At 67.9% G+C, this 25152-nt stretch carries 26 protein-coding genes and 1 tRNA gene; 5 read left to right on the plus strand and 22 right to left on the minus strand.

What is annotated here, in order from left to right; translation table 11 throughout:
• The 15 genes from tatC to E7Y32_RS13550 form a co-directional block, all read right to left on the minus strand.
• Positions 1-795 (minus strand): twin-arginine translocase subunit TatC, encoded by a 795-nt coding sequence (gene tatC, locus E7Y32_RS13480; protein ID WP_186467117.1) that lies wholly within the window; start codon positions 793-795, stop codon positions 1-3.
• Between the two features lie 48 nt (positions 796-843).
• Positions 844-1113 (minus strand): Sec-independent protein translocase subunit TatA, encoded by a 270-nt coding sequence (gene tatA, locus E7Y32_RS13485; protein ID WP_146337549.1) that lies wholly within the window; start codon positions 1111-1113, stop codon positions 844-846.
• 35 nt (positions 1114-1148) lie between these two features.
• Entirely contained in the window at positions 1149-1547 is a 399-nt protein-coding gene (locus E7Y32_RS13490; RefSeq protein WP_146337550.1) for a hypothetical protein, read from the minus strand.
• A gap of 5 nt (positions 1548-1552) precedes the next feature.
• Positions 1553-3616 (minus strand): YafY family protein, encoded by a 2064-nt coding sequence (locus E7Y32_RS13495; RefSeq protein ID WP_146337551.1) that lies wholly within the window; start codon positions 3614-3616, stop codon positions 1553-1555.
• A gap of 117 nt (positions 3617-3733) precedes the next feature.
• Positions 3734-4129: an FKBP-type peptidyl-prolyl cis-trans isomerase gene (locus E7Y32_RS13500; RefSeq protein WP_146337552.1), complete on the minus strand. Its 396-nt coding sequence runs from the start codon at positions 4127-4129 to the stop codon at positions 3734-3736.
• Positions 4130-4177: 48 nt separating this feature from the next.
• Positions 4178-5116: an FKBP-type peptidyl-prolyl cis-trans isomerase gene (locus E7Y32_RS13505; RefSeq protein ID WP_146337553.1), complete on the minus strand. Its 939-nt coding sequence runs from the start codon at positions 5114-5116 to the stop codon at positions 4178-4180.
• Positions 5117-5228: 112 nt separating this feature from the next.
• Entirely contained in the window at positions 5229-6593 is a 1365-nt protein-coding gene (gene pafA / locus E7Y32_RS13510; protein ID WP_146337554.1) for a Pup--protein ligase, read from the minus strand.
• A gap of 1 nt (position 6594) precedes the next feature.
• Positions 6595-7302, minus strand: coding sequence for a proteasome subunit alpha (gene prcA / locus E7Y32_RS13515; RefSeq protein ID WP_146337555.1), 708 nt, complete (start codon positions 7300-7302; stop codon positions 6595-6597).
• 1 nt (position 7303) lies between these two features.
• Positions 7304-8131 carry a proteasome subunit beta gene (gene prcB, locus E7Y32_RS13520; RefSeq protein WP_146337556.1) on the minus strand — a complete coding sequence of 276 codons (828 nt, stop codon included), beginning with the start codon at positions 8129-8131 and terminating at the stop codon, positions 7304-7306.
• Between the two features lie 109 nt (positions 8132-8240).
• On the minus strand, positions 8241-8441 hold the full coding sequence (locus E7Y32_RS13525; RefSeq protein ID WP_146337557.1) for a ubiquitin-like protein Pup: 201 nt from the start codon (positions 8439-8441) through the stop codon (positions 8241-8243).
• A gap of 128 nt (positions 8442-8569) precedes the next feature.
• Positions 8570-10180 carry a depupylase/deamidase Dop gene (dop, locus tag E7Y32_RS13530; RefSeq protein WP_146338681.1) on the minus strand — a complete coding sequence of 537 codons (1611 nt, stop codon included), beginning with the start codon at positions 10178-10180 and terminating at the stop codon, positions 8570-8572.
• 47 nt (positions 10181-10227) lie between these two features.
• A complete protein-coding gene (arc, locus tag E7Y32_RS13535; protein ID WP_395940424.1) occupies positions 10228-12039 on the minus strand; it encodes a proteasome ATPase in 1812 nt (603 codons plus the stop codon).
• A gap of 78 nt (positions 12040-12117) precedes the next feature.
• The gene (locus tag E7Y32_RS13540; RefSeq protein ID WP_261382449.1) at positions 12118-13203 is read right to left on the minus strand and encodes a tRNA (adenine-N1)-methyltransferase; all 1086 of its coding nucleotides are present in this window, start codon (positions 13201-13203) and stop codon (positions 12118-12120) included.
• Positions 13204-13304: 101 nt separating this feature from the next.
• Positions 13305-14528, minus strand: coding sequence for a site-2 protease family protein (locus tag E7Y32_RS13545; protein ID WP_146337558.1), 1224 nt, complete (start codon positions 14526-14528; stop codon positions 13305-13307).
• Positions 14521-15270 carry an HAD family phosphatase gene (locus E7Y32_RS13550; RefSeq protein ID WP_146337559.1) on the minus strand — a complete coding sequence of 250 codons (750 nt, stop codon included), beginning with the start codon at positions 15268-15270 and terminating at the stop codon, positions 14521-14523. The genes E7Y32_RS13545 and E7Y32_RS13550 overlap by 8 nt, the downstream gene beginning before the upstream one ends.
• A 121-nt stretch (positions 15271-15391) precedes the next feature.
• Here E7Y32_RS13550 and E7Y32_RS13555 point away from each other — a divergent pair, with 121 nt between their 5' ends.
• Entirely contained in the window at positions 15392-16297 is a 906-nt protein-coding gene (locus E7Y32_RS13555; protein WP_146337560.1) for a PAC2 family protein, read from the plus strand.
• Positions 16298-16308: 11 nt separating this feature from the next.
• Here the strand turns inward: E7Y32_RS13555 and mshC are convergent, their stop codons facing one another.
• Both mshC and E7Y32_RS13565 read right to left on the minus strand, forming a co-directional pair.
• On the minus strand, positions 16309-17610 hold the full coding sequence (gene mshC / locus E7Y32_RS13560) for a cysteine--1-D-myo-inosityl 2-amino-2-deoxy-alpha-D-glucopyranoside ligase (protein ID WP_146337561.1): 1302 nt from the start codon (positions 17608-17610) through the stop codon (positions 16309-16311).
• Positions 17611-17625: 15 nt separating this feature from the next.
• Complete coding sequence (locus tag E7Y32_RS13565; RefSeq protein ID WP_146337563.1) at positions 17626-18459, minus strand: undecaprenyl-diphosphate phosphatase; 834 nt, start codon at positions 18457-18459, stop codon at positions 17626-17628.
• A gap of 51 nt (positions 18460-18510) precedes the next feature.
• Between E7Y32_RS13565 and E7Y32_RS13570 the strand changes: the two genes are divergently transcribed.
• Both E7Y32_RS13570 and E7Y32_RS13575 read left to right on the plus strand, forming a co-directional pair.
• Complete coding sequence (locus E7Y32_RS13570; protein ID WP_146337564.1) at positions 18511-19446, plus strand: aldo/keto reductase; 936 nt, start codon at positions 18511-18513, stop codon at positions 19444-19446.
• 76 nt (positions 19447-19522) lie between these two features.
• A complete protein-coding gene (locus E7Y32_RS13575) occupies positions 19523-20050 on the plus strand; it encodes a DUF427 domain-containing protein (RefSeq protein WP_146337566.1) in 528 nt (175 codons plus the stop codon).
• 160 nt (positions 20051-20210) lie between these two features.
• Here the strand turns inward: E7Y32_RS13575 and E7Y32_RS13580 are convergent, their stop codons facing one another.
• Positions 20211-20477: a hypothetical protein gene (locus tag E7Y32_RS13580; protein ID WP_146337568.1), complete on the minus strand. Its 267-nt coding sequence runs from the start codon at positions 20475-20477 to the stop codon at positions 20211-20213.
• Between the two features lie 39 nt (positions 20478-20516).
• Here E7Y32_RS13580 and E7Y32_RS13585 point away from each other — a divergent pair, with 39 nt between their 5' ends.
• Entirely contained in the window at positions 20517-20750 is a 234-nt protein-coding gene (locus E7Y32_RS13585) for a DUF5703 family protein (protein ID WP_146337570.1), read from the plus strand.
• Positions 20751-20790: 40 nt separating this feature from the next.
• Here the strand turns inward: E7Y32_RS13585 and E7Y32_RS13590 are convergent, their stop codons facing one another.
• Positions 20791-21951, minus strand: a complete 1161-nt coding sequence (locus tag E7Y32_RS13590) for an acyl-CoA dehydrogenase family protein (protein ID WP_146337572.1) — start codon at positions 21949-21951, stop codon at positions 20791-20793.
• A gap of 31 nt (positions 21952-21982) precedes the next feature.
• The gene (locus E7Y32_RS13595) at positions 21983-23287 is read right to left on the minus strand and encodes a M20/M25/M40 family metallo-hydrolase (protein ID WP_146337574.1); all 1305 of its coding nucleotides are present in this window, start codon (positions 23285-23287) and stop codon (positions 21983-21985) included.
• A gap of 161 nt (positions 23288-23448) precedes the next feature.
• Between E7Y32_RS13595 and E7Y32_RS13600 the strand changes: the two genes are divergently transcribed.
• Positions 23449-23531, plus strand: a tRNA-Leu gene (locus tag E7Y32_RS13600).
• Between the two features lie 118 nt (positions 23532-23649).
• Here the strand turns inward: E7Y32_RS13600 and E7Y32_RS13605 are convergent.
• Both E7Y32_RS13605 and E7Y32_RS13610 read right to left on the minus strand, forming a co-directional pair.
• A complete protein-coding gene (locus E7Y32_RS13605) occupies positions 23650-24237 on the minus strand; it encodes a hypothetical protein (protein WP_146337575.1) in 588 nt (195 codons plus the stop codon).
• Positions 24238-24378: 141 nt separating this feature from the next.
• Positions 24379-25011 carry a GNAT family N-acetyltransferase gene (locus tag E7Y32_RS13610; RefSeq protein ID WP_146337576.1) on the minus strand — a complete coding sequence of 211 codons (633 nt, stop codon included), beginning with the start codon at positions 25009-25011 and terminating at the stop codon, positions 24379-24381.
• Between the last annotated feature and the right edge of the window lie 141 nt (positions 25012-25152).

Consider the following 25152-nt stretch of genomic DNA (forward strand, 5'->3'; position numbering starts at 1 on the left):
CTAGAGATTCTCCAGCTCGGAGCTCGGAGTCGCCTGGTCCGCGGTGGCTTCGGTCTCGGCGGCCACCTTGGCGGCCCGCTTGTCACGCCGGCGGTCGTTGAGCAGGCACAGTCCGATCGCCGTGAAGAACAGCACCAGCATGGGCACGGCGAGGTAGAACATGCTCATCGCGTCGGCGCCGGGGGCGGCCATGGCGGCGAAGAGGCAGACCAGGAACACGGTGATCCGCCAGCTCTTGACCAGCTGCTGGCCCTTGACCAGCCCGGCCAGGTTCAGCCCGAAGAGCACCACCGGCAGCAGGAACGCGATGCCGAAGGCGAGCAGCAGGCGCAGCACGAAGGAGAGGTAGACCTGGGCGCTGATGAAGTTGGAGCCGCCGGAGGGGGTGAAGTCCGTCAGCACGCGCACGGCGTTGGGCAGCACCAGCCAGGCCAGCAGGACACCGCCGACGAACAGCGGCACGGCGGCCGCGACGAAGGAGAGCGCCAGCCGCCGTTCCTTTTTGTGCAGCCCCGGGACGATGAAGGCCCAGAGCTGGTAGAGCCACACGGGGCTCGCGACGATCAGGCCCAGGAACACGGACACCTGGATCATCAGGTCAAAGGAGCTCGCCACGCCGTCGAAGTTCAGCGAGGCCTGCCGGCCCTCGTGTTCGTTCAGGTCGCGGATCGGCTTGATCAGCGCCGCCAGCATGGGCTGGTAGACGAGGAACCCGACGACGGTCCCGAGGACGACGGCAATCGCCGACTTGAACAGCCGGTTCCGCAGCTCCTTGAGGTGGTCCAGCAGGGCCATCCGGCCCTCGGGGTTCGATCGGCGGCTCATGGTTACTGCCATGCGGTTCTAGGCGCGGTTCGGCGGCGGAACGTCGGTTCCCTCGCCGGGGCGGCTTTCGGTGCCGTTGGACCGGGGGTGGTTCACGACCTTGCCTTCGACGGCGTCGGAATCGGCGGCCGCTTCGGGGTTGCCGTCCTTCTTCATTTCGCGGACCTCGGATTTGAAAATCCGCATCGACTGCCCCAGGCTGCGGGCCATTCCGGGCAGCTTCGGTGCAGCGAAAAGCACCAGTGCCAGGACGATGATGATGATGAGATGCCAGCCTTCAAGCCTCATGCCGGGTGGTCCTTTCGTTTGAATCCATCGTATGTCTAACGGAGATTGATGTCGCGCAGCGCTTGGGGCTGGCCACGCTCCGCCTTGCGCCGGATCCGGCGCAAGCGCCGGGCTTTCTGCCGGGCAACTTTCGATGCATGGTAATCATGTCGCATCGACGCGGGCGGGGCAAAAACGGCCGAACCGGGCGCGGCCCGCAGGCCGGATCCGGTGCCTTCCCCGTCGCCGTTAGAGCCTACGGGGTCCACATGAACAGCAGCTGAACCGGAGGTAAGCGGCGCGGAGGCGAAGTTGGAGAAGCGGTCCCCCGCTTCCCCGAGCTCCTTGACCGTGGCCATGAACTGCCGGAACAGCCGGACGCCGAGCACGCCGTAGAAGAGCAGTGACAGCGAAATGAGCGCTATCCAGATCACGATCCAGGTCCACCAAGGCATGCTGATCAGTCTAGCTGGCGTGCCGCGTGCTCCTCGTACCCGGCGAGGGCGGCGCCCAGCCATTCCCGGGCTGCTGCGGCCAGGGCCGGGGGCTGCAGGATCCTGACGGCCCCGCCGTGCTGGGCGGCGAGCATGGGCAGCCAGTCCGCGCTGCCGAAGCGGATTTCCGCCAGCATGTTTCCGTCCGGGAGGGCCGCGGTCCGTTCGGCGTAGTAGTCGTCAGCCAGCCCGGCGCCCTGCCGGGTCAGCTCCAGCACAACCACGGCGTCGTCGTCGTTGGGGGTGAACAGCTTCACCGGGAAGCTGCCGGCCGGGCTGGCGGTTGAGGACACCGGGCGTCCGGTGGGCACCAGTTCCTGGATCCGGTCCAGCCGGAAGTTCCGCAGGCCCTCCGCTGTGTGGCAGTACGCCTCGAGGTACCAGGTGCTGTCCAGCGAGTAGAGCCGGTGCGGGTCGACGTCGCGCTCGGAGACGGCGTCGCGTTGCGGGGCCAGGTATGTGAGCCGCAGCTGCGCGCCGGTCCGGATCGCCTCCCGCGCCGTTTCCAGGGTGGCGGAATCCGCCGGGGCCACCTCGGGGCCGGAGACGGCCGCGGCCTTGAGGCCCTCCTCGCCCGCGGCAGCCATGAGCTTGAGCGTGACGGATTCCAGGGCGCCGCCCTCGTCGAGACCCGGCAGTCCGTTGAGGGCTTCCAGGCCGGTCAGCAGCGCGCAGGCCTCGTCGACGCTGAACCGCACCGGCCGCTTGAGGTCCAGGTCCTCGAAGATGTAGACGTGGTCGTCGTCCCACCGGATATCCAGCAGATCGTCCGGGTAGCCCTCCGGCAGTCCCGAGCAGATCAGGATGCGCAGGTCGTCTTCGAGTTCCTTGCGGGTGACGCCGAAACGGTCGGCGACCTCGCTGATGTGCAGGCCCTGGTTGTGGACCAGGAACGGGACCAGCTGCAGCATCCGCTTGAGCTGGTCTTCCGAGGTGCGCTTCCGGGTCCTTTTGGGCTGTTCCGAGCGCGGGAAGTTGATGGGCGGCTCCGGGGCCGCGGCGAAGGCGGCGGCGGCTTCCAGCCTCCTCCGCACGGCCGCGTGCAGCCCGTGCGGGGCGACGACGACGGCCTTCGGGCCGTAGGAGGCGAGTTCGGCGGCGAGGGTTTCCGCGTCCCGGTACGGCACGCTGAGCCGGTCGAAGCCGACGCGCGGCGGGACCGCCGCGGCCTCGGCGGAGGCTTCCGCGTCAGGTTCGGCGGCGGATTCTGCGCCGTCGGCGCCGGCGCCGCCGTCGAAGGGCAGTGAGTGCTTGCGCAGCCCCAGCAGCGCACCGGCGGCGACGTCGACGACGGCGTGCCTCACGGGCAGTTCGGGCAGGGCGGCCAGTTGCTCGCGGACGTTGAACGACGGCGGCGGGGTGAACGTCTCCTCCAGCACGGTGACGGCGGAGGTGAAGCGCGAGAGCCGGAAGAAGCGCTTGTCGCCGCGGGCGCGGTCGTGGCCCACGAGGTACCACTGGCCGAAGCGGCTGCCCAGGCCCCAGGGCTCGACGGTGCGGGTCTCCTCCTGCCCGGTGCTGCCGGCCAGGTAACGGAAGCTCACGGGGTGCTGGGCGTGAATTGCAGCAACGAGGTCCTCGAAAGCCTGGCCGGCCGGCCGGATGCGGGGCTGGACCCCGGCGGGAAGTTCGGCGTCCAGCAGGCCGCCGGAGGCCTGGAGCTTGCGCACGGCGTTCCGGGCCGCAGAGCCGAGGGCGGCCTGCTCCCAGAGCTGCGCGGCCAGGATCAGGACCGTGCACTCGGCGGGGGTGAGGCTGACGTCCGGCAGCCGGTTGGATTCCTTGCCGATCCGGTAGCGCGTGGTGGCGGGATCGTCCGAGCCCCAGCCCGTATCGGTGACCGTCTCCACCTCAAAGCCGAAGTGGCGCAGTTCGCCCTTATCCCGCTCGAACATCCGCCCGAAGGAGGCTTCGGTGCTGGTGCTGTCGTGGTAGACCTTCTCGCGCAGTTCGCTGCGGCGAAGGCCGTACCTGGTGTTGAGCAGGGCGATGAGCAGGTTCAGGAGTCGTTCGGTACGTGAGGCGGACACTCCGCAAGGTTACTAAAGTCCCCGGGCTTAAAACGGCGAAAGCGCGGCAACAGCCGGAAGAACTTTCCGATTGTTACCGCGCTTCCAGGCCGGATGCCGCTGAAGGGTCCTAGCCGCTTAGCGGACGGCGACGAGGTCGACGACGAAGATCAGCGCCTCGTTGGGGCCGATCGCTCCGCCGGCGCCACGGGAGCCGTAGGCCAGTTCGGAGGGGATCTCCAGCCGGCGGCGGCCGCCGACCTTCATGCCCAGCAGGCCCTGATCCCAGCCCTGAATGACCTGGCCGACGCCGACGCGGAAGTCCAGGGGCGCGCCCCGGCCCCACGACGCATCGAACTCCTCGCCGGTGGACCAGGCCACGCCAACGTAGTGGGTGGAAACGGTGTCGCCGGCCTTGGCCTCGGGGCCTTCGCCCTCGATCAGGTCGGTGATGACGAGCTCAGTGGGTACGTCGCCCTCGGGGAAATCAATTTCCGGCTTCTGGCGGTCGAGGTTGCGCTGTCCAAATGACATGGTTGCTCCTTCTGGGGGTGGCTAGATGGGGTGGTGCGGGCCTTGTCGCTACTTCTTTGCCTTGATTTCAACGACGAAAACCAAAGGTCCCGCGGGCTTACCCTGGGCTGCAGCGGTCTTGCCGTATGCGAGGTCTTCCGGAATGGTCAAGAGAACCTTCGAGCCGACCTTCTGATCAGTCAACCCAAGGGTCCATCCCTTGATTACGCCGGTGAGGGGAAATGTTGCGGCTTCGCCGCGGTCGTAGCTGGAATCAAACTTCTTGCCGTCTTCCCAGCGCCAACCAGTGTAGTTGGCCTCAATTGAATCTGTGGCGGCGATCTTGTCGCCTGATCCCTCGGACAAAACCTTTACAGACAGGCCCGTCGGGGCATCCGTCTTCGGGATTTCCACCGACGGGGCGCCCTTGTCATCGAATGACACCTTCGGCAGCTTGCCGTCCTTGTCGAGTTTGTCGGTTTCCTCTTGGCTCAAAGGCTTCGGGGCTGCTTTGACGCCCACAATCTTGGCGATCAACACCTGCGTCGGCTGGGCCTGAGAGCCCTGGGCGGCTGCCTGTCCCGGCACGGCCACGGCGATGAGCGAGCCGACCTTCGCACCAACCAAAACGTTGTACAGCGCAGGGTTACCGGACTTAACTTCATTGCTGAGTTCAAATGCCTCAGGATCTTGCGCGAAGTTATCGCCAAGGGACGAGCCGTCTGTGCCGCTGAAACCGGCCACGGAAAGTTCCGCCACTTGGTCAGCCTTGACTCTTTCTCCCGAACCCTCGCTAACCAATTTGGTGGTGAATTCCTTGACGTCGAGCGGCTTGGTGAATTCGACGCCGGGGGCCTTCTTCTCGCCGTTGTCCGTCAGTTTCAGGGAGTCGAGCTTTGCGGTCTCACCGGCGGACTGGCTGGTGGGCTCGGGGGCGGCTGGTTCGCCGCCGCCACAGGCGGTGAACAGCAGCAGTCCGGGGATGAGAATTGCTAATAGTCGGCGCACGTAAGAACTTTCGTCGGGGCAGGATGGACGCTTCGCCGGCCGGGTGCCAGCGGCAAAGCATGCGGTAGCCGTGAAACGGCACCTTCCCCACAATAACGCGGAAAGCTGGGTATCAGCCCATAGAGTCCAGCAGGGCGTCCACCCGGTCGTCCACGCTGCGGAACGGATCCTTGCACAAAATCGTCTGGTGGGCGCGGTCGTTGAGCTTCAAATGGACCCAGTCCACGGTGTAGTCGCGGCCCAGTTCCTGCGCCCGGCGGACGAAGTCGCCGCGCAGTTTCGCCCGGGTGGTCTGCGGCGGGGCGTCGACGGCGTCCTTGACGGCGGTGTCATCGACCACACGCCGGGCCGCGCCGCGGGACTGGAGCAAATAGAACAGCCCGCGGCTGCGGGAAATGTCGTGGTAGGTGAGGTCCAGCTGGGCGATCCGGGGCGCGTCCAGCTCCAGGCCGTGACGTTCCCGGTAGTTGTCCATCAGCTTCTTCTTGATCGCCCAGTCCACCTCGGTGTCGATGGCGCTCGTGTTCTCGCTCTCGATCGCGTCCAGGGTGCGTTCCCACAGGTCCAGGATCAGCGGGACGTGGGCGTTGTGGGCCCCCCGGTCCGCCACGAACTCGGTCACCTTGGCCAGGTATTCGCGCTGGATTTCCAGGGCGGTCAGCTGCCGGCCGTTGGCGAGGCGCACCACCGCGCGCCCGCTCAGGTCGTGGGAGATCTCCCGGATGCTGCGGATGGGGTTCTCCATCCGCATGTCGCGCATGATCACACCGGCCTCGATCATCCGCAGGATCAGGTCCACGGTGCCGACCTTGAGCAGGGCCGTGGTCTCGGACATGTTCGAGTCCCCCACGATCACGTGCAGCCGCCGGTAGAACTCGGCGTCGGCGTGCGGCTCGTCGCGGGTATTGATGATGGGACGCGAGCGGGTTGTTGCCGAGGAGACACCCTCCCAGATGTGGTCCGCCCGCTGGGAGAACGCGAAGGTGGCCCCGTGCGGGGTCTTCAGGATCTTGCCCGCGCCGGCGATCAGTTGGCGGGTCACGAGGAAGGGGATCAGGATTTCGGCCAGCCGGGAGAACTCGCCGCGGCGCGGGATCAGGTAGTTTTCGTGGCTGCCGTAGGAGTTGCCGGCCGAGTCGGTGTTGTTCTTGAACAGGTACACGGTGCCGTTGAAGCCTTCGGCCGCCAGGCGTTCCTGCGCCTCGTCCACGAGGTCGTCCAGGATCAGTTCGCCGGCCCGGTCATGGGCGATCAGCTGGGCCAGGTCGTCGCACTCGGCGGTGGCGTATTCGGGGTGGGAGCCCACGTCCAGGTACAGCCGGGAGCCGTTGGTCAGGAACACGTTGGAGGAACGTCCCCAGCTGACCACCTTGCGGAAGAGATAGCGGGCCACTTCCTCCGGCGCCAGCGGGCGGGACTCCGGGCTCGAATAGGAGATTCCGAATTCGGTTTCGATCCCGAAAATGCGCTTGTCCATGTCAGTTCTCCTCTGCCAGCAGTGCCACCACGTCGGCGTCGTCCAGGCGGCGGAACGCGCGCCGGGTGCCCCGGCTGCTCTCCGAGCCGCGGTCCAGGACGGCGACCTCCACGGCCGACGCCGGCAACGCGTCGGTTTCCTTGTCCGCGACCAGTCCGGCCAGGGCCAGGCGGATCGCCCCGGCGAAGTCGAGCTCCCCGCGCCAGCCGGCGGCGACGGCCTCGGAGACCTTGTCCGCCTGGCCGCCCATCACGATGAACCCCTGCTCGTCCGCGATGGAGCCGTCGAAGGTGAGCCGGTAGAGGTGGTCGGCTTCCGGGCTGGGGCCCACCTCGGCCACGGCCAGCTCCACCTCGAAGGGCTTCTGTTCGGCCGTGAACACCGCCCCCAAGCTTTGCGCGTAAACGCTGGCGAGCCCGCGCGCCGTCACGTCCTCGCGGTCGTAGGAGTAGCCGCGGACGTCCGCGTACCGCACCCCGGCCTGGCGGAGGCTCTCGAACTCGTTGTACTTGCCGACGGCAGCGAAGGCGATCTTGTCGTAAATCTCGCCGATCTTGTGCAGCGACGGCGAGGGGTTCTCCGCCACGAGGGCAATCCCGTCCCGGCAGCTGATGACCACCACCGACCGTCCCCGGGCTATCCCCTTCCGGGCGAAGTCCGCCCGGTCCTTCATCAGTTGTTCGGGTGAGACATAGAACTGCTGGGTCATCTCAGGCCTCCCGCTGGGCTACGGCCCGTGATTCGATGATGGTCCCGGCCACCGCCGCGAGCTGGCGCTCCGGGACACGGACGGCGCCGGAGCGGGTGACGGTGTAGACCACGGGCCAGAGCTGCCGGACGGGATCCGGGCCGCCGGTGGCGGAGTCGTCGTCGGCCGCGTCGTAGAGCGCTTCGACGGCCACCTGGACGGCTTCGGCCTCCGAAAGGCCGGGCCGCCAGAGCTTCTTCAACGCCCCGCGGGCGAACATGGAACCCGAGCCGACGGTGTGGTGTTCCTGCTCCTCGTAACGGCCGCCGGTGACGTCGTAGGAGAACAGGCGGCCGACGCCGGCGGGCCGGTCAAAGCCGGCGAACAGCGGGACGACGGCGAGGCCCTGCATTGCCATCGGGAGGTTGCCGCGGATCATCGCGCCAAGCCGGTTGGCCTTGCCGTCCAGGCTCAGCTGCGTGCCTTCGATTTTTTCGTAGTGCTCCAGCTCGACCTGGAACAGCCGGGTGATGTCCAGGGCGATGCCGGCGGTTCCGGCAATGCCGAGCACGGAGTACTGGTCCGCCGGAAACACCTTCTCGATGTGCCGGCTGGCGATGACGTTGCCCATGGTTGCCCGTCGGTCCCCCGCCATCAGCACTCCCCCGGCGTAGGTCATGGCAACGATGGTGGTGGCGTGCGGGGTTTGCAGCGGCCCGGCGGCGGTTCCGGAAGGGATGCCGTGCTGCAGGGCGTTGTACGGCAGCAGTTCGGGCCGTGAACGCTGCAGGTGCTCGGTGAATGAGGACGTCGCATTGGCCGCTACCTGGTTGGCTGATGTTTCCTGCACTGGTGCACTCCCTCAACGTAGTGGATCAACGACTTCCGGCCCTCAGCCCTGTGTCTCCTCAGTTCCGGTTCCCTCCAGTAGTGCCCCGCCCGGCCGATGGCCGGTCGCCCTACTGGCCACCCTTCTGGACGAAGGCCCGGACAAACTCCTCGGCGTTCGACTCCAGGACGCCGTCGATTTCGTCCAGGAGGTCATCCACGCCCTGGGTCGCGGCAGAGGCCTGGGCCTCGGGCGCCGCCGGCGGTGCCGGGATGTCCTCCTCGACCTCGGTGTCGCGGGACTGCGGCTGCTGCTGCTCCTGGCCTGCCATCGTTTTCTCCTCTCGGTCTTCGCCCTGCGCTGTCGTCGCACTGCGTTGTCCCCCGGACGCCCCCTCGTGCTCGGGACATCCTGTAAGCAATATTGCCACGCCCGGGCCCCGCGCGGGGGCCTTTGCGGTTACGAACCGGGGGTCAGTCCCAGGAGTTCGGCAAGGAACGGCCCGGCCTCGCGGTGCCGGGCAAACAGGCCGCCGGTCAGGGCCTCCGTGCCGCGTAGCGGTTCGCGGGTGGGGACCCGCTGGAGCTTGCCGCGGCCGGGCAGGTCGAAGATCACCGAGTCCCAGCTCGCGCCCACCAGATCCTTGCCGAAACGGCTGACGCAGCGCCCGCGGAAGAAGGCCCGGGTGTCCGACGGCGGCTCCGTCACGGCCCGCGTGATCGCCTCGTCCTCGACGATCCGCTGCATCCGCTCGCGGGCCAGCAGCCGGTAGTAGAGCCCCTTTTCGGGGCGGATGTCCGCCCACTGCAGGTCCACCAGGCCCAGCCGGGCGTCCGACCATTCCAGCGCGTCCCGCTGGCGGTAGCCCTCCAGCAGGGACAGCTTGGCCAGCCATTCCACCGTCGACGCAGCGGCCGCCCGGTCGCCATCCAGCGCGGTGAGGGTCGCGGACCAGCGCTCCAGCACCTCATGGGTATGCCCGTCGCCGTCGACGGCGTCCGCCACACCGGAGTCCTGCGCGAGTTTCGCGGCCGCCTCGAAATACATCCACTGCAGGTCCAGCGCGGTGACGCGGCGCCCGTCGAGCAGCCGCAGCGTCGCCGTCAGCGAAGTGTCGTGGCTGACCGCCTGCAGGGCAGCCACCGGCTCGTGAACCTCGATCCGGGGCGCCAGGCCGGCCTCGATCAGGCTCAGGACCATCGCGGTGCTGCCGAACTTGAGGAAGTTGGAGCCCTGGCTGAGGTTCGCGTCGCCGATGATGACATGCAGCCGGCGGTACTTGTCCGCGGTGGCGTGCGGCTCGTCCCGGGTGTTGATGATGGGACGGCGGATGGTCGTCTCGAGCCCCACCTCGGTTTCGAAGAAGTCGGCCCGCTGGCTGATCTGGTAGCCGGGCCGGGAGCTGTCCTGGCCCAGTCCCACCCGGCCGGCGCCGCAGATGATCTGGCGGGTGACGAAAAACGGCGTCAGCCCCCGGACGATCTCGCCGAACGGGACCGAACGGGGCATGAGGTAGTTCTCGTGCGAGCCGTAGGAGACGGACTTGTTGTCCGTGTTGTTCTTGTACAGGTTGATCGGCGGCAGATCCGGGTCCGCGGCCAGCCGGCGGACGGCGGCGAGGGCCACCAGGTCCCCGGCGGCGTCCCAGACGACGGCGTCGCGCGGACTGGTGACTTCGGGGCTCGAGTATTCCGGGTGGGCGTGGTCCACGTAGAGCCGCGCGCCGTTGCCCAGCACCATGTTCATCAGCAGCGAAGCGGACTCGTCCTCGCCGTCGTGGTCCAGCTCGGCGCGTCCATACGCCAGGGCGATCGCCTCCGCGTCCAGGACCGGCGGCCGGTCGGTCAGCTGCTCGGGCTCCGCCGCGCTCCGCTCCAGGGTCCACCCGCGGGCGTCGTGCAGGGGTTCCTCGTCGGTGTAGTCCCAGCGCGTCTCCGCCCCGCCGGCGGCACGCTGCCGTGTCACCTGGGCGTAGGCCTGGATGACCCGGGCGGACATCATGGTGGCGTTGGCGCCCGGCGCGGACGGCGAGTGGATGCCGTACTCGGTTTCCGAGCCCATCACGCGCATGGCGCCGCCGACGGGCAGGCCTCCGGAAACCGCCGAGGGACCCGCCGTCACAGGTACTGGCCCGTGCTGGGCATCGTCTCGATGGACTTCCCGGGTTCCTGGCCGGCCTTGCCTTGGACGATGGTGCGGATGTACGTGATGCGTTCGCCCTTCTTGCCCGAAATCCGCGCCCAGTCGTCCGGGTTGGTGGTGTTGGGCATGTCCTCGTGCTCCCGGAACTCGTCGATCACGGCGCGGAGCAGGTGGTCGATGCGCAGGCCCTTCTGGCCGGTGGTGAGCAGGTCCTTGATGGCGGATTTCTTGGCGCGGTCCACCACGTTCTGCACCACGGCGCCGGAGTTGAAGTCCTTGAAGTAGAGCATCTCGGTGTCGCCGTTGGCGTAGGTCACCTCGAGGTACTCGTTGGACTTCTCGGTGGAGTACATGGCCTCCACGGTGCGCTGGATCATGGCGTCCACGGTGGCCTGGATGTCGCCGTTGTGCTCGGCCAGGTCCTGCTCGTGGAAGGGCAGGTCCGTGGTGATGTACTTGTTGAAGATGTCCGCCGCGGCCTCGGCGTCGGGGCGCTGGATCTTGACCTTGACGTCCAGCCGGCCCGGGCGCAGGATGGCCGGGTCGATCATGTCCTCCCGGTTGGACGCGCCGATCACGATCACGTTGTCCAGCCGCTCCACGCCGTCGATCTCGCTCAGGAGCTGCGGCACAATGGTTGTCTCCACGTCCGAGGAGATGCCGGTGCCGCGGGTGCGGAACAGCGAGTCCATCTCGTCGAAGAACACCACCACCGGGCTGCCCTCGGACGCCTTCTCCCGGGCGCGGGCAAAGATCAGCCGGATGTGCCGTTCGGTCTCGCCGACGTACTTGTCCAGCAGTTCGGGTCCCTTGATGTTCAGGAAGTAGCTCTTCATGTCCGTCTTGCCGGCGCGCTCGGCAGCACGGGCGGCCAGCGAGTTGGCCACGGCCTTGGCGATCAGGGTTTTGCCGCAGCCCGGCGGCCCGTACAGCAGGATGCCCTTAGGTGCCTTGAGGCCGTGCTCGCGGTACAGGTCCGGGTGCAGGAACGGCAGTTCGACGGCGTCGCGGATCTGCTCGATCTGCGGGCCGAGGCCGCCGATGTCCTGGTAGGTGATGTCCGGGACTTCCTCGAGGACCAGGTTCTCCACCTCGGAGCGCGGAATCTTCTCCAGCGCGTAGCCGGTGCGGGTGTCGATCGAGAGCGCGTCGCCCACGCGCAGCTTCTGCGCCAGCAGGGCGCCGGAGAGCCGGATGACGCGCTCCTCGTCGGCGCGGCCCACCACCAGGGCGCGGTCGGAGCCGAGCAGCTCCTTGAGCGTGACCAGGTCCCCGGCCCGCTCGTAGCCGAGCCCGGCGACCACCAGCAGGGCCTCGTTGAGCAGCACTTCCTGGCCGACGGCCAGCTGGTTGATGTTCACCAGCGGGCTGATGCCGACCCGCATTTTGCGGCCGGCGTTAAAGATGTCCACGGACTCTTCGGTGGCGGCCTGCCCGCTGCTGCCCGGCGCGGGGTGCCGGCGCGGGTTCAGCTGCAGGATGGTGCCGAAGCTGTACGGCGGCTGGCCCTCCTGGTCCAGGGCGTTCTTCAGCCGCAGGATCTCCGCCTTGGCCGTCTCCAGCATGCCGACGAGTTTGGAGTTGTTCTGCGTGGCGGCCGCGAGCTGACGGTCGATGTGGCGGAGTTTGTCGCGCAGGATGTTGACCTGGCGCTCGGCGACGGACAGCTCGGCGGCCGCGTAACGGTCGACGTCGGCTGCCGGCTCAGGCCCGCCGGCGGCCGCAGCCGCCAGGGCCTCGTCCTGTGCCGGCGTGCGGCCGGTCTCGTTGTTCGGAGTCTCCATCATGCATCAGCCCCTTCAGTACTTCTGTTAAGACCATAGCCCCAAGACGGCGGGTGCTGCTGAAGACTTCCGAAATGCGGACTAGTTCGTGACCCCGGGGGTGTCCTTGACGTTGGTGCCGGCGATGGCGTCGCGGGCCGCGCGGCGCAGTTTCTTGTCCGAGACGGCCCGTTCGCCGACGGCACCGGGAGTCCAGGCGTTGACGTCCTCGGCATCGAACTCGGTCTTGGACGGCCGGCGCTTCACGGAGATGCCGGTGACGCCGTCGGCCAGCCGGCGGGTAACCAGCAGGAACCCGGTGTGGGCCACCATCCGGTGGTCCGGGCGCACGGCGAGGCCCTCGAGGTGCCAGCCGCGGACCATGGACTCCCAGGCGTCCGGTTCGGTGAACCGGCCGTCGGCACGGATCGCCTCGGCGGTCCGGGACAGCTGCGTAACAGTCGCGACATAGTTGATCCAGACGCCGCCCGGAGCGAGCACCGTGGCGACGGCGTCGAGGCATTCCCAGGGCGCCAGCATGTCCAGGACCACACGGTCCACGGAGCCCGGCTCCTCGGTCCGGACAACTTCCTCCTGGAAGTCGCCAAGGGTGATCTGCCACGCCGGGTGCGGGCCGCCGAAAATCGTCTCCACGTTGCCGCGGGCAATGTCCGCGAATTCCTCGCGCCGCTCGAAGGAGTGCAGGTAGCCGTTGTCCCCCACCGCGCGCAGGAGTGAGATGGACAGCGCGCCGGAGCCGACGCCGGCCTCGACCACACGGGCGCCCGGGAAAATGTCCGCCATGGTGACGATCTGTCCGGCGTCCTTCGGGTACACCACGGCCGCACCGCGCGGCATCGAGAGGACAAAGTCCGAGAGCAGCGGGCGCAGCGTCTGGTACTGCTGGCCGACGTTGTTCACGACGACGGAGCCGTCCGGCTTGCCGATGATCTCGTCGTGGTTGAGGAAGCCGCGGTGTGTGTGGAACGCGCCGCCGGCCTCGAGGCTGATGGTGTTCATCCGGCCTCGTTCGTCCGTGAGCTGCACCCGCTCCCCCTCGCGGAAAGGTCCGCGGCGGCGGTTGGCGCCGACCGGCGCAGCGGCTGTTACAGTGGCTGGCGCCACCGGGCTGTCGACGGTGGTGCCTTCCCCGCTGGGGGTGGCGTTGGCGGCAGTGTCGCTGCTCATGGGATGTTTCCTCGCTCCTGTAAAGCTTTGGTGGCCGCGGCTGTGGCGGCTGGCACCGGCCCGTGGTCGTGGGCCGGATAATTCACGACCGGCAGGTAACTCTACCGGTTCCGGTCCTGATTGCGGCCCTCGCCGCCGGACGGGGTGCCCGCGGTGCCCCGCTGCTGCTTGCCGGTGAGGGTATTGAGCACCGTGAGTTGCCGCAGCAGTCCGGTGACGGTGCCGGCGTCGTCGACCACCGCGTAATCCGATCCCTCCAGCTGCGCCAGGTACGCCAGCAGTTCGGCGCCCCGGTCGGTTTCCTTGACGTACGCGCCCGCTGCGAGCGGGTAGGCGACGGCGGTGGCCGGTGTGGCGGCGGCCAGCGCGGCTGGCAAGTCAGCGGCGGCGGTTTCGTCAACGACGGCGGCAGGCCGCGCGTCGGGAGCGTAGAGCACGACGGCGGGCGCCCCGGCCGGAGAGTGCCGCAGCACGTCCGCGACCGTAGCCGTGTCCGGCAGGCCGACGGCAGGCTCGGCCAGGGCGGCGGCGTCGACCAGGTGCAGCCGGCTGCGGTAGCGGGCCTGCTGGATCGAGGCGGTGGCGCCCAGCCAAAGGAAGCTGCCCACCAGGACGGTGATGAGCATCAGGGAGGTTTCCGGGCGGTTGCCGCTGAGCAGCGGCAACCCGACGAACCAGACCGCCAGTCCGATCACGATGACCCTGCCCGCCCAGCCTGCCGCGATGGTGCCCTTCTCGTGGCTGCCGGTGGCCTTCCAGACCGCGGATTCCACCAGCCGGCCGCCGTCCAGGGGAAGCCCGGGCAGCACATTGAAGATGCCGATCAGCAGGTTGGCCCAGACGAAGATGTTCGCCAAGGGGTCCGCGAGGCCCGGGAGCGGGCCGGGGGCGACCACAAGCCAGCCCGCGCCGGCCAGGACGAGGTTCGCGGCCGGGCCGGCCATCGCCACCAGCACGGACTTCCCGGGCGAAGCGGTGAAGTTCTCGAACTGGGTGTGGCCGCCCCAGAGGTTCAGGACAATCTTGCTGGTGGGCCAGCGGTACATCCGGGCCGTCAAGGCGTGCGCCAGCTCGTGGACCAGCACCGAGAGCAGCAGCAGCACGGCGTACGCGAACGCGGCGAGATAGGCGGTGGCCCCGGTTCCGGGGAAGTTGTGAGCCAGGACCGGGCCGTAGGCGATCACGGTGAATGCCGCAATGACGAACCACGAGTAAGCCAGGATGACGGGGATGCCCAGGATCCGGCCGAGCGGGATGCCGCCGCGCAGCGAATAGGGGCGGTCCTCGGTGCTCCCCTGCGGTTTCTGCGGCGACGGCTCAGTCAAGCTGGCCACCGCTGCCCGCGCGTTCCAGCTCCACGTCACGGACACCGGCGGCTTGATGCCGGAGCGTGACGAGTTCCTCGAGGTCGGCCACGGTGCGTCCTGCCAGGCTGTCCCAGGTGGCGCGGCGCGGATCGTGCGGGAGCGGAACGATGTGCGGGATGGCCACCGTAACGACGCCGGAGGCCACGGCCGCGGCAACCCCGGGCCCGGAGTCCTCGAGGGCCACGCAGTGCCGGTGGTCCAGTTCGGGGTCCTCCTGCTGCAGCAGTTCCACGGCCTTCAGGTAGGCCTCCGGATGCGGTTTACCCTGCGTGACGGTGTCCCCGGTGACGAGGAACTCAAAGTATGGCTTGGGCAGGCTGGCGACGATCTCGCGGGCCAGGGGCGCCTCGGACATGGTCACGAGGGCACAGCGGACGCCGGCCGTGTGCAGTTCATCCAGCAACTCACGCGCCCCGGGCCGCCACGGGACGGATTCGCGGACCAGGCTGACGACGTGCCCGGTGAGGGTGTCGATGATTTCACGCACTTCCAGCTCGACGCCGGCCTCCTGCAGGATGCCTGCGGAGAACACCAGCGACTGACCCACGAGCTGCATTGCCTTCTCGTGCGACCACTCTCCGCCGTGGGCGGCGACGAGGGCGTGTTCGGCCTCGATCCAGTACCGTTCGGTGTCCACGATCGTGCCGTCCATGTCCCATAACGCGGCTTTGAGCAGTGGCTGGGAGGCTGGGGATCGCATGCCCACCAGTCTACGGGGCGGGCCCGTCGCGCCGCCCGGGGCTACGCCGTCGGCGAATTTCCGGGGACTTGCGGTGCCCGCCTGCCTGCGCGTGCCCGCAACTTGGACGTAGGGTGAACACATGAATAGCTTCGAGCCAGACCCCGAGGACGCCGGCGTCACGCCCGCGCCGGAGCGGTTGCTGCAGCCCGTACCCGAGGGCCAGCGCATCACGGTGATGCTCGCGGCGTTTGAAGGATGGAACGACGCCGGCGAAGCTGCAAGTGATGCGCTGCGCTACCTGAACAAGCTCTGGGGCGGCAAAAAGGTCGGCTCAATCGATGCGGACGAGTACTACGATTTCCAGTTCACCCGCCCCACCATCCGGCGGACGGCGTCCGGCGAACGGAAGATCAAGTGGCCGTCCACCCGGATCTTCAAGGCCAGCGTTCCAGACTCCAACGTGGACGTCATCTTTGTCCAGGGCACCGAGCCCTCCTACAAGTGGCGGGCCTACACGGCCGAACTGCTGGTGCATGCCGAGGCGCTGAACGTGGACTACGTCGTCCTGGTCGGCGCCCTGCTGGCGGACGTGCCGCACAGCCGGCCCATCCCGGTGAGCGCCTCGACCGACGACGCCGCGCTGCGTGAACGGATGGACCTGGAAGCGTCCCAGTACGAGGGTCCCGTGGGGATCGTGGGCGTGCTCGCCGAGGTCGCCCTGCTGGCCGGGCTGCCCACGGTCTCGCTCTGGGCCGCCGTGCCGCACTACGTTGCCCAGGCGCCGTCGCCGAAGGCGCAATTGGCCCTGCTGCACCGGATCGAGGAACTGCTGCAGGTTCCGCTGGACACGCAGGAACTGGTCGAGGATGCCGATGCCTGGGAGCGCGGCGTCGACGAACTCGCCACCGAAGACCCGGAGATCGCGGCCTACGTCCGCCAGCTCGAGGAGGCCAAGGACACCGCGGACCTGCCCGAGGCCAGCGGCGAGTCAATTGCGCGGGAGTTCGAGCGTTACCTCAAGCGCCGCGGCAAGGAAAAGCCCTAAGGCCTGACGCTTTAGAGTTCGACGCCGAGCAGGGCGTTGACGGCGTCGGCCACCAGCGCCGCATCAGCGGCGGAGCCCGTGGCGGGACCGGCCTGGCCGGCGGAACCGGCCGCCAGGGCGCCGGCGGCCCAGACATCCACGGCGGCGAGGGCGCGCGGGGCGTCCAGGTCGTCCGAGAGTGCGGCGCGGAGTTCTTCGATGAGCGGACCAGCGGATCCCGCCGGAGCCAGGGCCACGGCGGCGCGCCAGCTGGCGAGCCGGTCCTTGGCCTGGGCAAAGCCGTCCTCGGTCCAGGACCAGTCACTGCGGTAGTGGTGGGCCAGGATTGCGAGGCGGATGGCGCCCGGCTCTTCGCCGGCGGCCCGCAGCTTGGACACGAGGACGAGGTTGCCCTTGGACTTGCTCATCTTTTCGCCGTCGAGGCCCACCATGCCGGCGTGCGCGAAGTGCTTGGCCAGCGGCACCCCGGCCAGCGAGTACGCGTGGCCCGCGCCCATTTCGTGGTGCGGGAAAACAAGGTCGGATCCGCCGCCCTGCACGGTGAAGGGCGCGGGCAGGTACTTCTGGGCGATGACGGTGCACTCGATGTGCCAGCCGGGGCGCCCCTCCCCCAGTTCGCCGCCGGGCCAGCTCGGCTCACCCTCGCGTGCCACCCGCCACAGCAGCGGGTCCAGGGCCTGGCGCTTCCCGGCGCGGCCGGGGTCGCCGCCGCGTTCGGCGAACAGTTCCAGCATTTCGGCGTCGCCCAGGCCCGAGATGGACCCCAGGGTCCAGGCGTCGCGCGCCTCCGCGGAGTGCTTGCCGGCCGCTTCGACGTCGTAGTAGACATCGCCGTCGGGCTCGCCGCCGGCGCCGGCCACCCGGTAGGCCAGTCCGCGCTGGACGAGGGACTCGATGGCCGGAACGATCAACGGGATGGCCTCGACGGCGCCCACGTAGTTGTCCGGCGCCAGGACGTTCAGGGCTTCCATGTCGGTCTGGAACAGTTCGATCTGGCTGGCGGCGAGGTCACGCCAGTCCACGCCGGTCGCCGTCGCGCGCTCCAGCAGGGGATCGTCGACGTCGGTCACGTTCTGGACGTAGGCGACCTGCTGGCGGCCGTCGCGCCAGGCGCGGTTGAGCAGGTCGAAGGCAACGTAGCTGGCCGCGTGGCCCATGTGCGTGGCGTCGTAGGGGGTGATGCCGCACACGTACATGGACTGCTCCCCCGTCGCCTCAAGGGTGACGAGGCCACCCTTGGCGGTGTCGAAAAGTCGCAGCGCGGGCATGCTACCCGGGAGCTGGGGAACGGGGCGGGAGGTCCAGGATTTCACAGACCAAGCCTAGTGCTAGGCGCTGATGACATTGAAACCGAGCAGCACGTACAGCGCGAGGCCCAGGCCGATCCGGTACCAGACGAAGAGCCGGTAGCTGCGGGTGGAAACGTACTTGAGGAACCAGCCGATGATGACGTAGCCCACCACAAAGGCGATCACGGTGGCGAGGCCCGTCTCGGGCAGGCCGTACGGGCCGGTGATGCCTTCCTTCGAGACCACCTTGTACAGCTGGTAGAGGCCGCTGCCAAAGACCGCGGGGATGGCCAGCAGGAAGGAATAGCGGGCCGCCGCCTCGCGGGTGTAGCCCATGAGCAGGCCGGCGGTGATGGTGCCGCCGGAGCGTGAGACGCCGGGAATCAGGGCCATCGCCTGCGCGAGCCCGTAGAAAATACCGTGCTTGTAAGTCAGTTTGGTCAGGTCACGTTCCTGGCGGCCGACGGCGTCCGCGACGGCCAGGATCATGCCGAACACGATCAGCGTGGTGGCGACGATCCAGAGGCTGCGGAGTACCGACTCGATCTGGTCCTGGAAGAGCAGGCCGAGGATGATGATCGGGAGGCTGCCCAGGATCACCAGCCAGCCCATCCGGGCGTCCGGGTCCTGCCGGGACACCTTGCCGGTGAGCGAACCGAACCAGGCTTTCACGATCCGCACGATGTCCCGCCAGAAATAGACGATCACCGCGGTCTCGGTACCCAGCTGGGTGATGGCGGTAAAGGCCGCCCCGGGGTCGGCGGCGTTCGGCAGGAACGCCCCCACAATCCGCAGGTGGGCGCTCGAGGAAATCGGGAGGAATTCTGTCAGGCCCTGTACCAGGCCCAGAAAGGCCGCTTCTAACCAGTTCACGTTTATAGACCCTACGTTATGAACGTTCCGGAGCATCGTAAGCTTGCAGGCATGCAGCAGCGTTATGTCGGCAACAGTGGGTTGCGTGTCTCGTCCCTTTCCCTTGGCACCATGTCCTGGGCCGGTGAAACTGACGAACAGGAAGCCTCCGGCCTGCTGCGCACCTTCGTCGACGGGGGCGGCACGCTGATTGACACCGCCGCGTCCTACGCCGGCGGCCGCGCCGAAGCACTTCTCGGCGGCATGCTGGGCGACGTCGTCGCGCGCTCCGAAGTGGTGATCTCCACCAAGGCCGGGCTGACGACGTCGGGCGGACGCCACAGTGTCGACACCTCCCGCAACGGAATGCTGTCCGGCCTTGACGCCAGCCTGGCGCGGCTTGGCACCGACTACGTGGACCTCTGGTTCGCCCAGGCCTGGGATCCCAACGTACCGCTGGAGGAAACCCTTTCCGCCCTGGAATTCGCCGTGCGCTCCGGCCGGGCACGCTACGCGGGCGTCTCCAATTTCACCGGCTGGCAGACCGCGAAAGCCGCCGCCGTGGCCGGGTTCCCGCTGGTCGCCTGCCAGTCCGAGTACTCATTGCTGCAGCGCAAGCCCGAAGCCGAGTTAATTCCCGCCATTGAAGACGCCGGGCTCGGCCTGATGGCCTGGGGTCCGCTGGGCCGCGGCGTGCTGACCGGCAAGTACCGCGGCCACATCCCGGCCGACTCCCGCGCCGCGCACCAAAAGCTGGCCGGTTACGTTGAGCCGTACCTCGAAGGCAGCGCGTCCAGCGTTGTTGAGGCGGTCGCGATGGCGGCCAAGGGGCTGGGCCGGACCGCCCTGGACGTTTCGCTGAGCTGGCTGCTGTCCCAGCACGGGGTGGCCACCGCGGTGGTGGGACCACGGACTGCCGTCCAGCTCAAGGAGATTCTGGATGCCTCGCTGGCGCCCCTGCCGCCAGAGATTGCCGTGGCCCTGGAGGACGTCTCCGGCGGAGCCTAGCGGCCTTTCGGGCGGAGCGTACGAGTCTTCCCGGCGTTCCCGGTTGATTACCAGCCGCTGATGGCACCATGGGGAGATGACTCCTGTACATGGTCTTCCCGGCTCCTTCCGCCGTCCCCGTCCTGTTGTGCCCTCGGCAGGCCAAGAATCGGTCTGGGACTACCCCCGGCCGCCACGGGTGGAGCCCCGGTCGGAGCGGGTGGTGGTGCGGCTGGGCGGCGAGGTGATTGCCGACACCACCGACTCGGTCCGTGTCTTGGAGACGAGCCACCCGCCGGTCTACTACTTGCCCTTGGGAGCATTCCCTGCCGGCGTCCTTGTACCGACCCAGGGCACCAGCTTCTGCGAGTTCAAGGGAGAAGCGCACTACTTCGACGTTGTTGCCGGCGGTGTTGTTGTCCCCCGGGGCGGCTGGACCTACCCCGTGCCCACCCCGGGTTTCGAGGCACTCAGTACCCGGGTCGCCCTCTACCCGGCCCACATGGACTCCTGCACGGTCGACGGCGAACAGGTCACCCCGCAGGAGGGCGGCTTCTACGGCGGCTGGATCACCTCGCAGATCGTCGGCCCGTTCAAGGGCGGTCCGGGTACAGCGGGCTGGTGAATTACTCCCACATGACGCCTGGACCAGCCGTTCACGATCTGAAGTAGTGGTTGCGTCGGGGTGTTTGGTGGGAGCTGGGCTACCAACCGGTCGGAAAGGCCCTCGAATTGCTCGCCAGCGAAGTGACTTGGGTTCAGACCCGGATCAGCCCCGGGCAGCCCTAGTCCTGGATGAGTTCGAGGTCTTCCTCGTCGTCGACGTCTTCGTTTTCCTCGTCGTCATCTTCCTCGTCAATGACCTCAAGCGGCGTCACTTCGCCATACGCTTCATAGAGGGAGTCGTCGTAGACTTCAAAGGCATCGGCGACGGCGAAGAACGCCGCTTCGACCGCGGGATCCCCGTCTCCCCGCCGCGCCGCGGCAGCGGCCAGATGCTCCTCGAGGGCGGCGGTCAGGGACTGAAGCGCGACACGCGGATCGATGCTCATGACTTCACGTTAGCCCGAAAAAGACGAAAATGGAGAGCAATGAAGGAACATTTTCTGAGCAGCTCGGTCCGTCGGGAGCGGGACTATGCGCGTCAGTACGAGTACCTCGTGCTGACGGTCAGCCCTGAAGATTCCCTGCCGGAGGCGCGCCGCCTCCTCGCCGCCCACTCCGAGTACGGCAAGTGGGAACTCGAGCGCAGCGTGCTCTACGTCGGCGGCGGGTGCCGCTTCTGGTTGCGCCGGAAAGTGATCCAGGTCCAGCGGACCGTCTAGGTCTCAGCCGACGCTCCCGGACCGTCCAGCCTCCCGGCGCTTAGCCCTCCAGCGGGCCCAGCCACGCACTAGCCACCGTATTGTGCGCCGACTCGTCATCGGAGGGGTGGAACATCCCGGCCAGCACGTCCCGGTAGAGCCGCTCGAGCTCGGAACCGCGGAAGTAACTCGAGCCGCCGGAGACCCTGATCGCCAAGTCGACGACGGTGCGCGCCGTCTCGGTGGCACGCACTTTGACGCCCACGAGCTTCGGGAACCACTGCCCGCCGTGATCGGTGAGGGCGTCGACGTCGGCCGCCACCGCGGCGAGCTGCGGATACAGCCCATCCATCGCCATGGCCGCCTCGGCGACCTTCCAGCGGATGTCCGGGTCCTGGGCGTAGCTGCGGCCGCCGTTCTTGAACGAGGTCCGGCGCTTAACCGCTTCGATGCCCAACTGCAGTGCGCGCTCCCCGATCCCCGTGTACACCGCCGCCAGCAGCGTCTCGAAGCAGGCGAAGATGGCGAAGATCAGCGGGTCCGCGTTCGGGCCCACGGGGAGCTTGCGGAAGATCCGCTCTGGCGGCACAACGGCGCCTTCCAGGACGGTGGTGTTCGACTGGCTGGCCCGCATGCCCAGGGTGTCCCAGTCGGAGAGGATCTGGTAGCCGGGCGTCTCCCGGTCGATGAAGCCGTGGACCAGTTCGCCCTCGCCGCCGCGCGCCCCGGCGTCCTTGCCGAAGATGCCCAGCCGGGTCCAGGCCGGCGAGAGGCTCGTGAAGATCTTCCGCCCGGTGAATCCGTAGCTTCCGTCCGGCAGCGGCGTGGCCTCGGTCCGGGAATCGAAGAGCACGGAGTCGTTCCCCGCCTCGGAGTTGCCGAACGCAAAGATCTCACCCTGTGCGGCCTCCTTCAGGACGAAATCCAGCGAGGAATCACCCCGGGCAGCCAGGACGTGGGCGACGCCGGTCCAGACCAGGTGCATGTTGATCGCCAGGGCGGTGGCCGGCGCGGCGGTGGCCAGCCTCCGCTGCAGCTGCGCCGCCCCCGCCAGGCCGAGGCCCAGGCCGCCGTCGGACGCCGGGACGAACATCTTCAGGTACCCGGCGTCGGCGAGGTCCCGCAGGTCCTCGGTGAAGAAGGCATTGTCGCGGTCGTAGCCTGCCGCCCGCGCGCGGATCCGTTCCAGCAGTGCGTCGGGCAGGGGGTCTTCGGGTGTCATGTCTGTTGGTGTCATTCCGGGCGCGTCCCGCTCAGTAGTTGGTCAGCAGGGTGTTCAGCACCCGGGAGCCGAACTTCAGCGAATCGGCCGGGACCCGTTCGTCGACGCCGTGGAACATGCCGGTGAAGTCCAGATTGTCCGGAAGCATCAGCGGTGCGAAGCCGTAGCCGGTGATGCCGAGCCGGCTCAGGGCCTTGTTGTCCGTGCCGCCCGAGAGCGTGTACGGCAGGACCTTGGCGCCCGGATCCTCGGAGTGGAGCGCGTCGATCATGGAGTCCACCAGGTTGCCGGCAAACGGGACTTCGAGCGAGACGTCCTGGTGCACGTAGGTGACGTCCACGCCGGTGCCTGCCAGTTCGCGGACGATCTCGAGGACCTGTTCCTGCTGGCCGGGTAGCGTCCGGCAGTCCACCAGGGCCTCGGCCGACTCCGGGATGACGTTGTGCTTGTAACCGCCCTTGAGCAGGGTGGGGTTGGTGGTGTTCTGCAGCGTGGCACCGACAAACCGTGCCACCGTGCCGAGCTCCTTGAGGATCCTCTCCGGGTCGTCCGGATCGAACTCGACGCCGGTGAGTTCCGTCACGCCGTCCAGGAACTGCCGCGTGGTGGGGGTCAGTTCCACCGGCCACCGGTACTCCCCGATCCGCGAGACGGCGCTGGCGAGCCGGGTGACAGCATTGTCCGTGTTGATCTGGGAGCCGTGGCCGGCGCGGCCATGGGCCACCAGCCGCAGCCAGGACAACCCCTTCTCAGCGGTCTGCAGCAGGTAGGTGCGCTGGCCCCCGATCGTGGCCGAGAAGCCGCCCACCTCGGAGATCGCCTCGGTGGCTCCCTCAAACAGTTCGGGACGGTGTTCGACGGCGTAGCCGGCGCCGTACTTACCGCCCGCCTCCTCATCGGCGAAGAACGCGAAGATCAGGTCCCGCTTGGGCTTTCGGCCGGTCCTGGCGAAATCCCTCAGCACGGAGAGGATCATCGCGTCCATGTCCTTCATGTCCACGGCGCCGCGGCCCCAGATCAGGCCGTCCTTGAGCTCGGCGCCGAAGGGGTCCACGGACCACTGCTCGCGCAGTGCGGGCACGACGTCGAGGTGGCCGTGGACCACCAGGGCGCTGGCCGACGGATCCTCACCGGCCAGCCGGGTCACCACACTGGCGCGGCCCGGAGCGGACTCGAAGATTTCGGCGTCGAGCCCCACCTCCGTGATCAGCCCGGCGGTGTACTCCGCGGCGGCGCGCTCCCCCGGCCCGGAACCGTCACCGTAGTTGGACGTGTCGATCCGGATCAGTTCCTGGCAGATCCGGACAACCTCGTCTTCGGGCCGAATGTCAGTCATATCGCTCCTCGTGGCAGTGGCTCAGTGCTGGCTTCAGCCTACCTACACCGCCCCGGCAGACCCCGATTATTTGTTTCCGGAATCTTCGTGTAGAGTCTTTCTCGCTGCTTCCGAGAAAAGCAAAACGCTGTAAGGCGAAATTCTTCCCGGAAATACCACCTGCGCGGGTGGCGGAATGGCAGACGCGCTAGCTTGAGGTGCTAGTCCTCGAAAGGGGGTGGGGGTTCAAGTCCCCCTCCGCGCACAACAGGAAATGCCCTGGAATTCTTCATGGATTCCGGGGCATTTTTGTGTTGCCCATGGAGCGTGGCTCCAAGCAGACGACAGGTCCGGCGGCGATCAATTCACGGCAGCGCCCTCAGTTAGCCGCCGGCGGAGCCAACCGGTGTGACTTGGTATGCATAGCACAGCCAGGCTGCCGCAGCTTTGTCTTGGGATGTTCCCGAGGCCCTGATCTCGCCCAGTTTCTTGGCCAGGTCGGTGGTGGCGTCAGCGAACGCGCGTGCGTCGTCGTAGGTCATGCCGGCCGCTGCGTTCACCACGGACTGCTGAAACTCGGCCCTGCTTGTCACGTCTCCGGCCATCCAGTCGCAGGCCACACCCACGCCCGCGGAGACGGCCTTATTGTTCTTCACGGTTCTGGCGGTGGCCACCATGCGATCTATGCTCCCCTGGGGGACACGCCAGCCCTGGTAGTTGTCTGCCGATCCGGCAACGGCGGTGACTTCCTCAGCCGACGCCCCGTACCGTGACGCGAGACCGGGCAGCTCTGACGAGGCCGCCTGGATTTCACCGGCATCCCGGCCCAGTGAGCGCAGGACCTTCGAGGCGGCGCCGCGGGTGAGCTGGACCGCGCCCTTTTGTGCCGCGGGTGTGCAGGCCGTGGGACCCATAAGAAGCAGTGGGAGGGCGATGAGTACCGCCAGCCGGGTGGTCTGATGAAATCGCATTGGGGCCCCTTCGTTCAAAGGGGCCCCAGACCCCTCGCGTGGCGCCAGTGTGGCACCGGCACCTCTGCGTTTCAAGAGCCTGCGCCCTTCTCCCGTCCCGGACTGTTCGCCTCAGGCGGCTCCGGGTCCCGAAGGCTCCCGCTACACCGCCAGCAGCCCGGCGGGCATCTGCCCGGCCAGGGAAGCTAGCGCGCGGGGGCGCAGGTCCGGCCACTCGTCGGTCAGCAGCGACAGGATCACGAAGTCGCGCCAGAGCCCGTCGACGTTCCGGGAGGACCGGCGCCGGGTGCCCTCGGCCGTGAACCCGAACCGCGCGAGCGAGGACAAGGACCGCTGGTTGCGGGAGTCCACGTCGCATTCGATCCGGCCGGCCCCGCAGGAGAACAGCCAGTCGAGCAGGGTGATCTTCACCTCGTGGTTGACCTTGGCACCCCAGAAATCCGGGTCCAGCACGGTCCGGCCGATCTTGACGCGCTCCGTGGGCTCGTCATGCTCCGTGATGCCGGTGGTTCCGACGAACCGCGACTGCCCCAGGGGCAGCTTCTGGTACACGGAGAAGACCTGCAGCCCGGCGAAACGGCGGTCCACAAACGCCATCAACTCGGCCTCGCCGGCGGGCCTGGCCTCGCTGTCGCTGAAGCCTTGGGACCAGATTTCGTCGCGGGCCAGGAGCCGGGCCAGCGGCTCGACGTCGAGAGCTGTGAATGGTGCCAGGACGAACCTGCCGGTGACCGTCTGAAGGGTCGGCAGAGTGTCGGGAAGGAGCAGCGCCATTGCGGCCTTTCTGGTTCGCGGGGAAGCGTCGGGGAGGGGTAAAACGGAAGGCTATTTTGTCCGCGAATTTGAGGCGGCAAGTGAAATTATCACCCCGATGCCCCACCCCGCAACGACACGCTGGGCAGAGGCATCAGGGCA

Source organism: Arthrobacter sp. UKPF54-2 (assembly GCF_007858535.1).
Classification (GTDB): domain Bacteria; phylum Actinomycetota; class Actinomycetes; order Actinomycetales; family Micrococcaceae; genus Arthrobacter.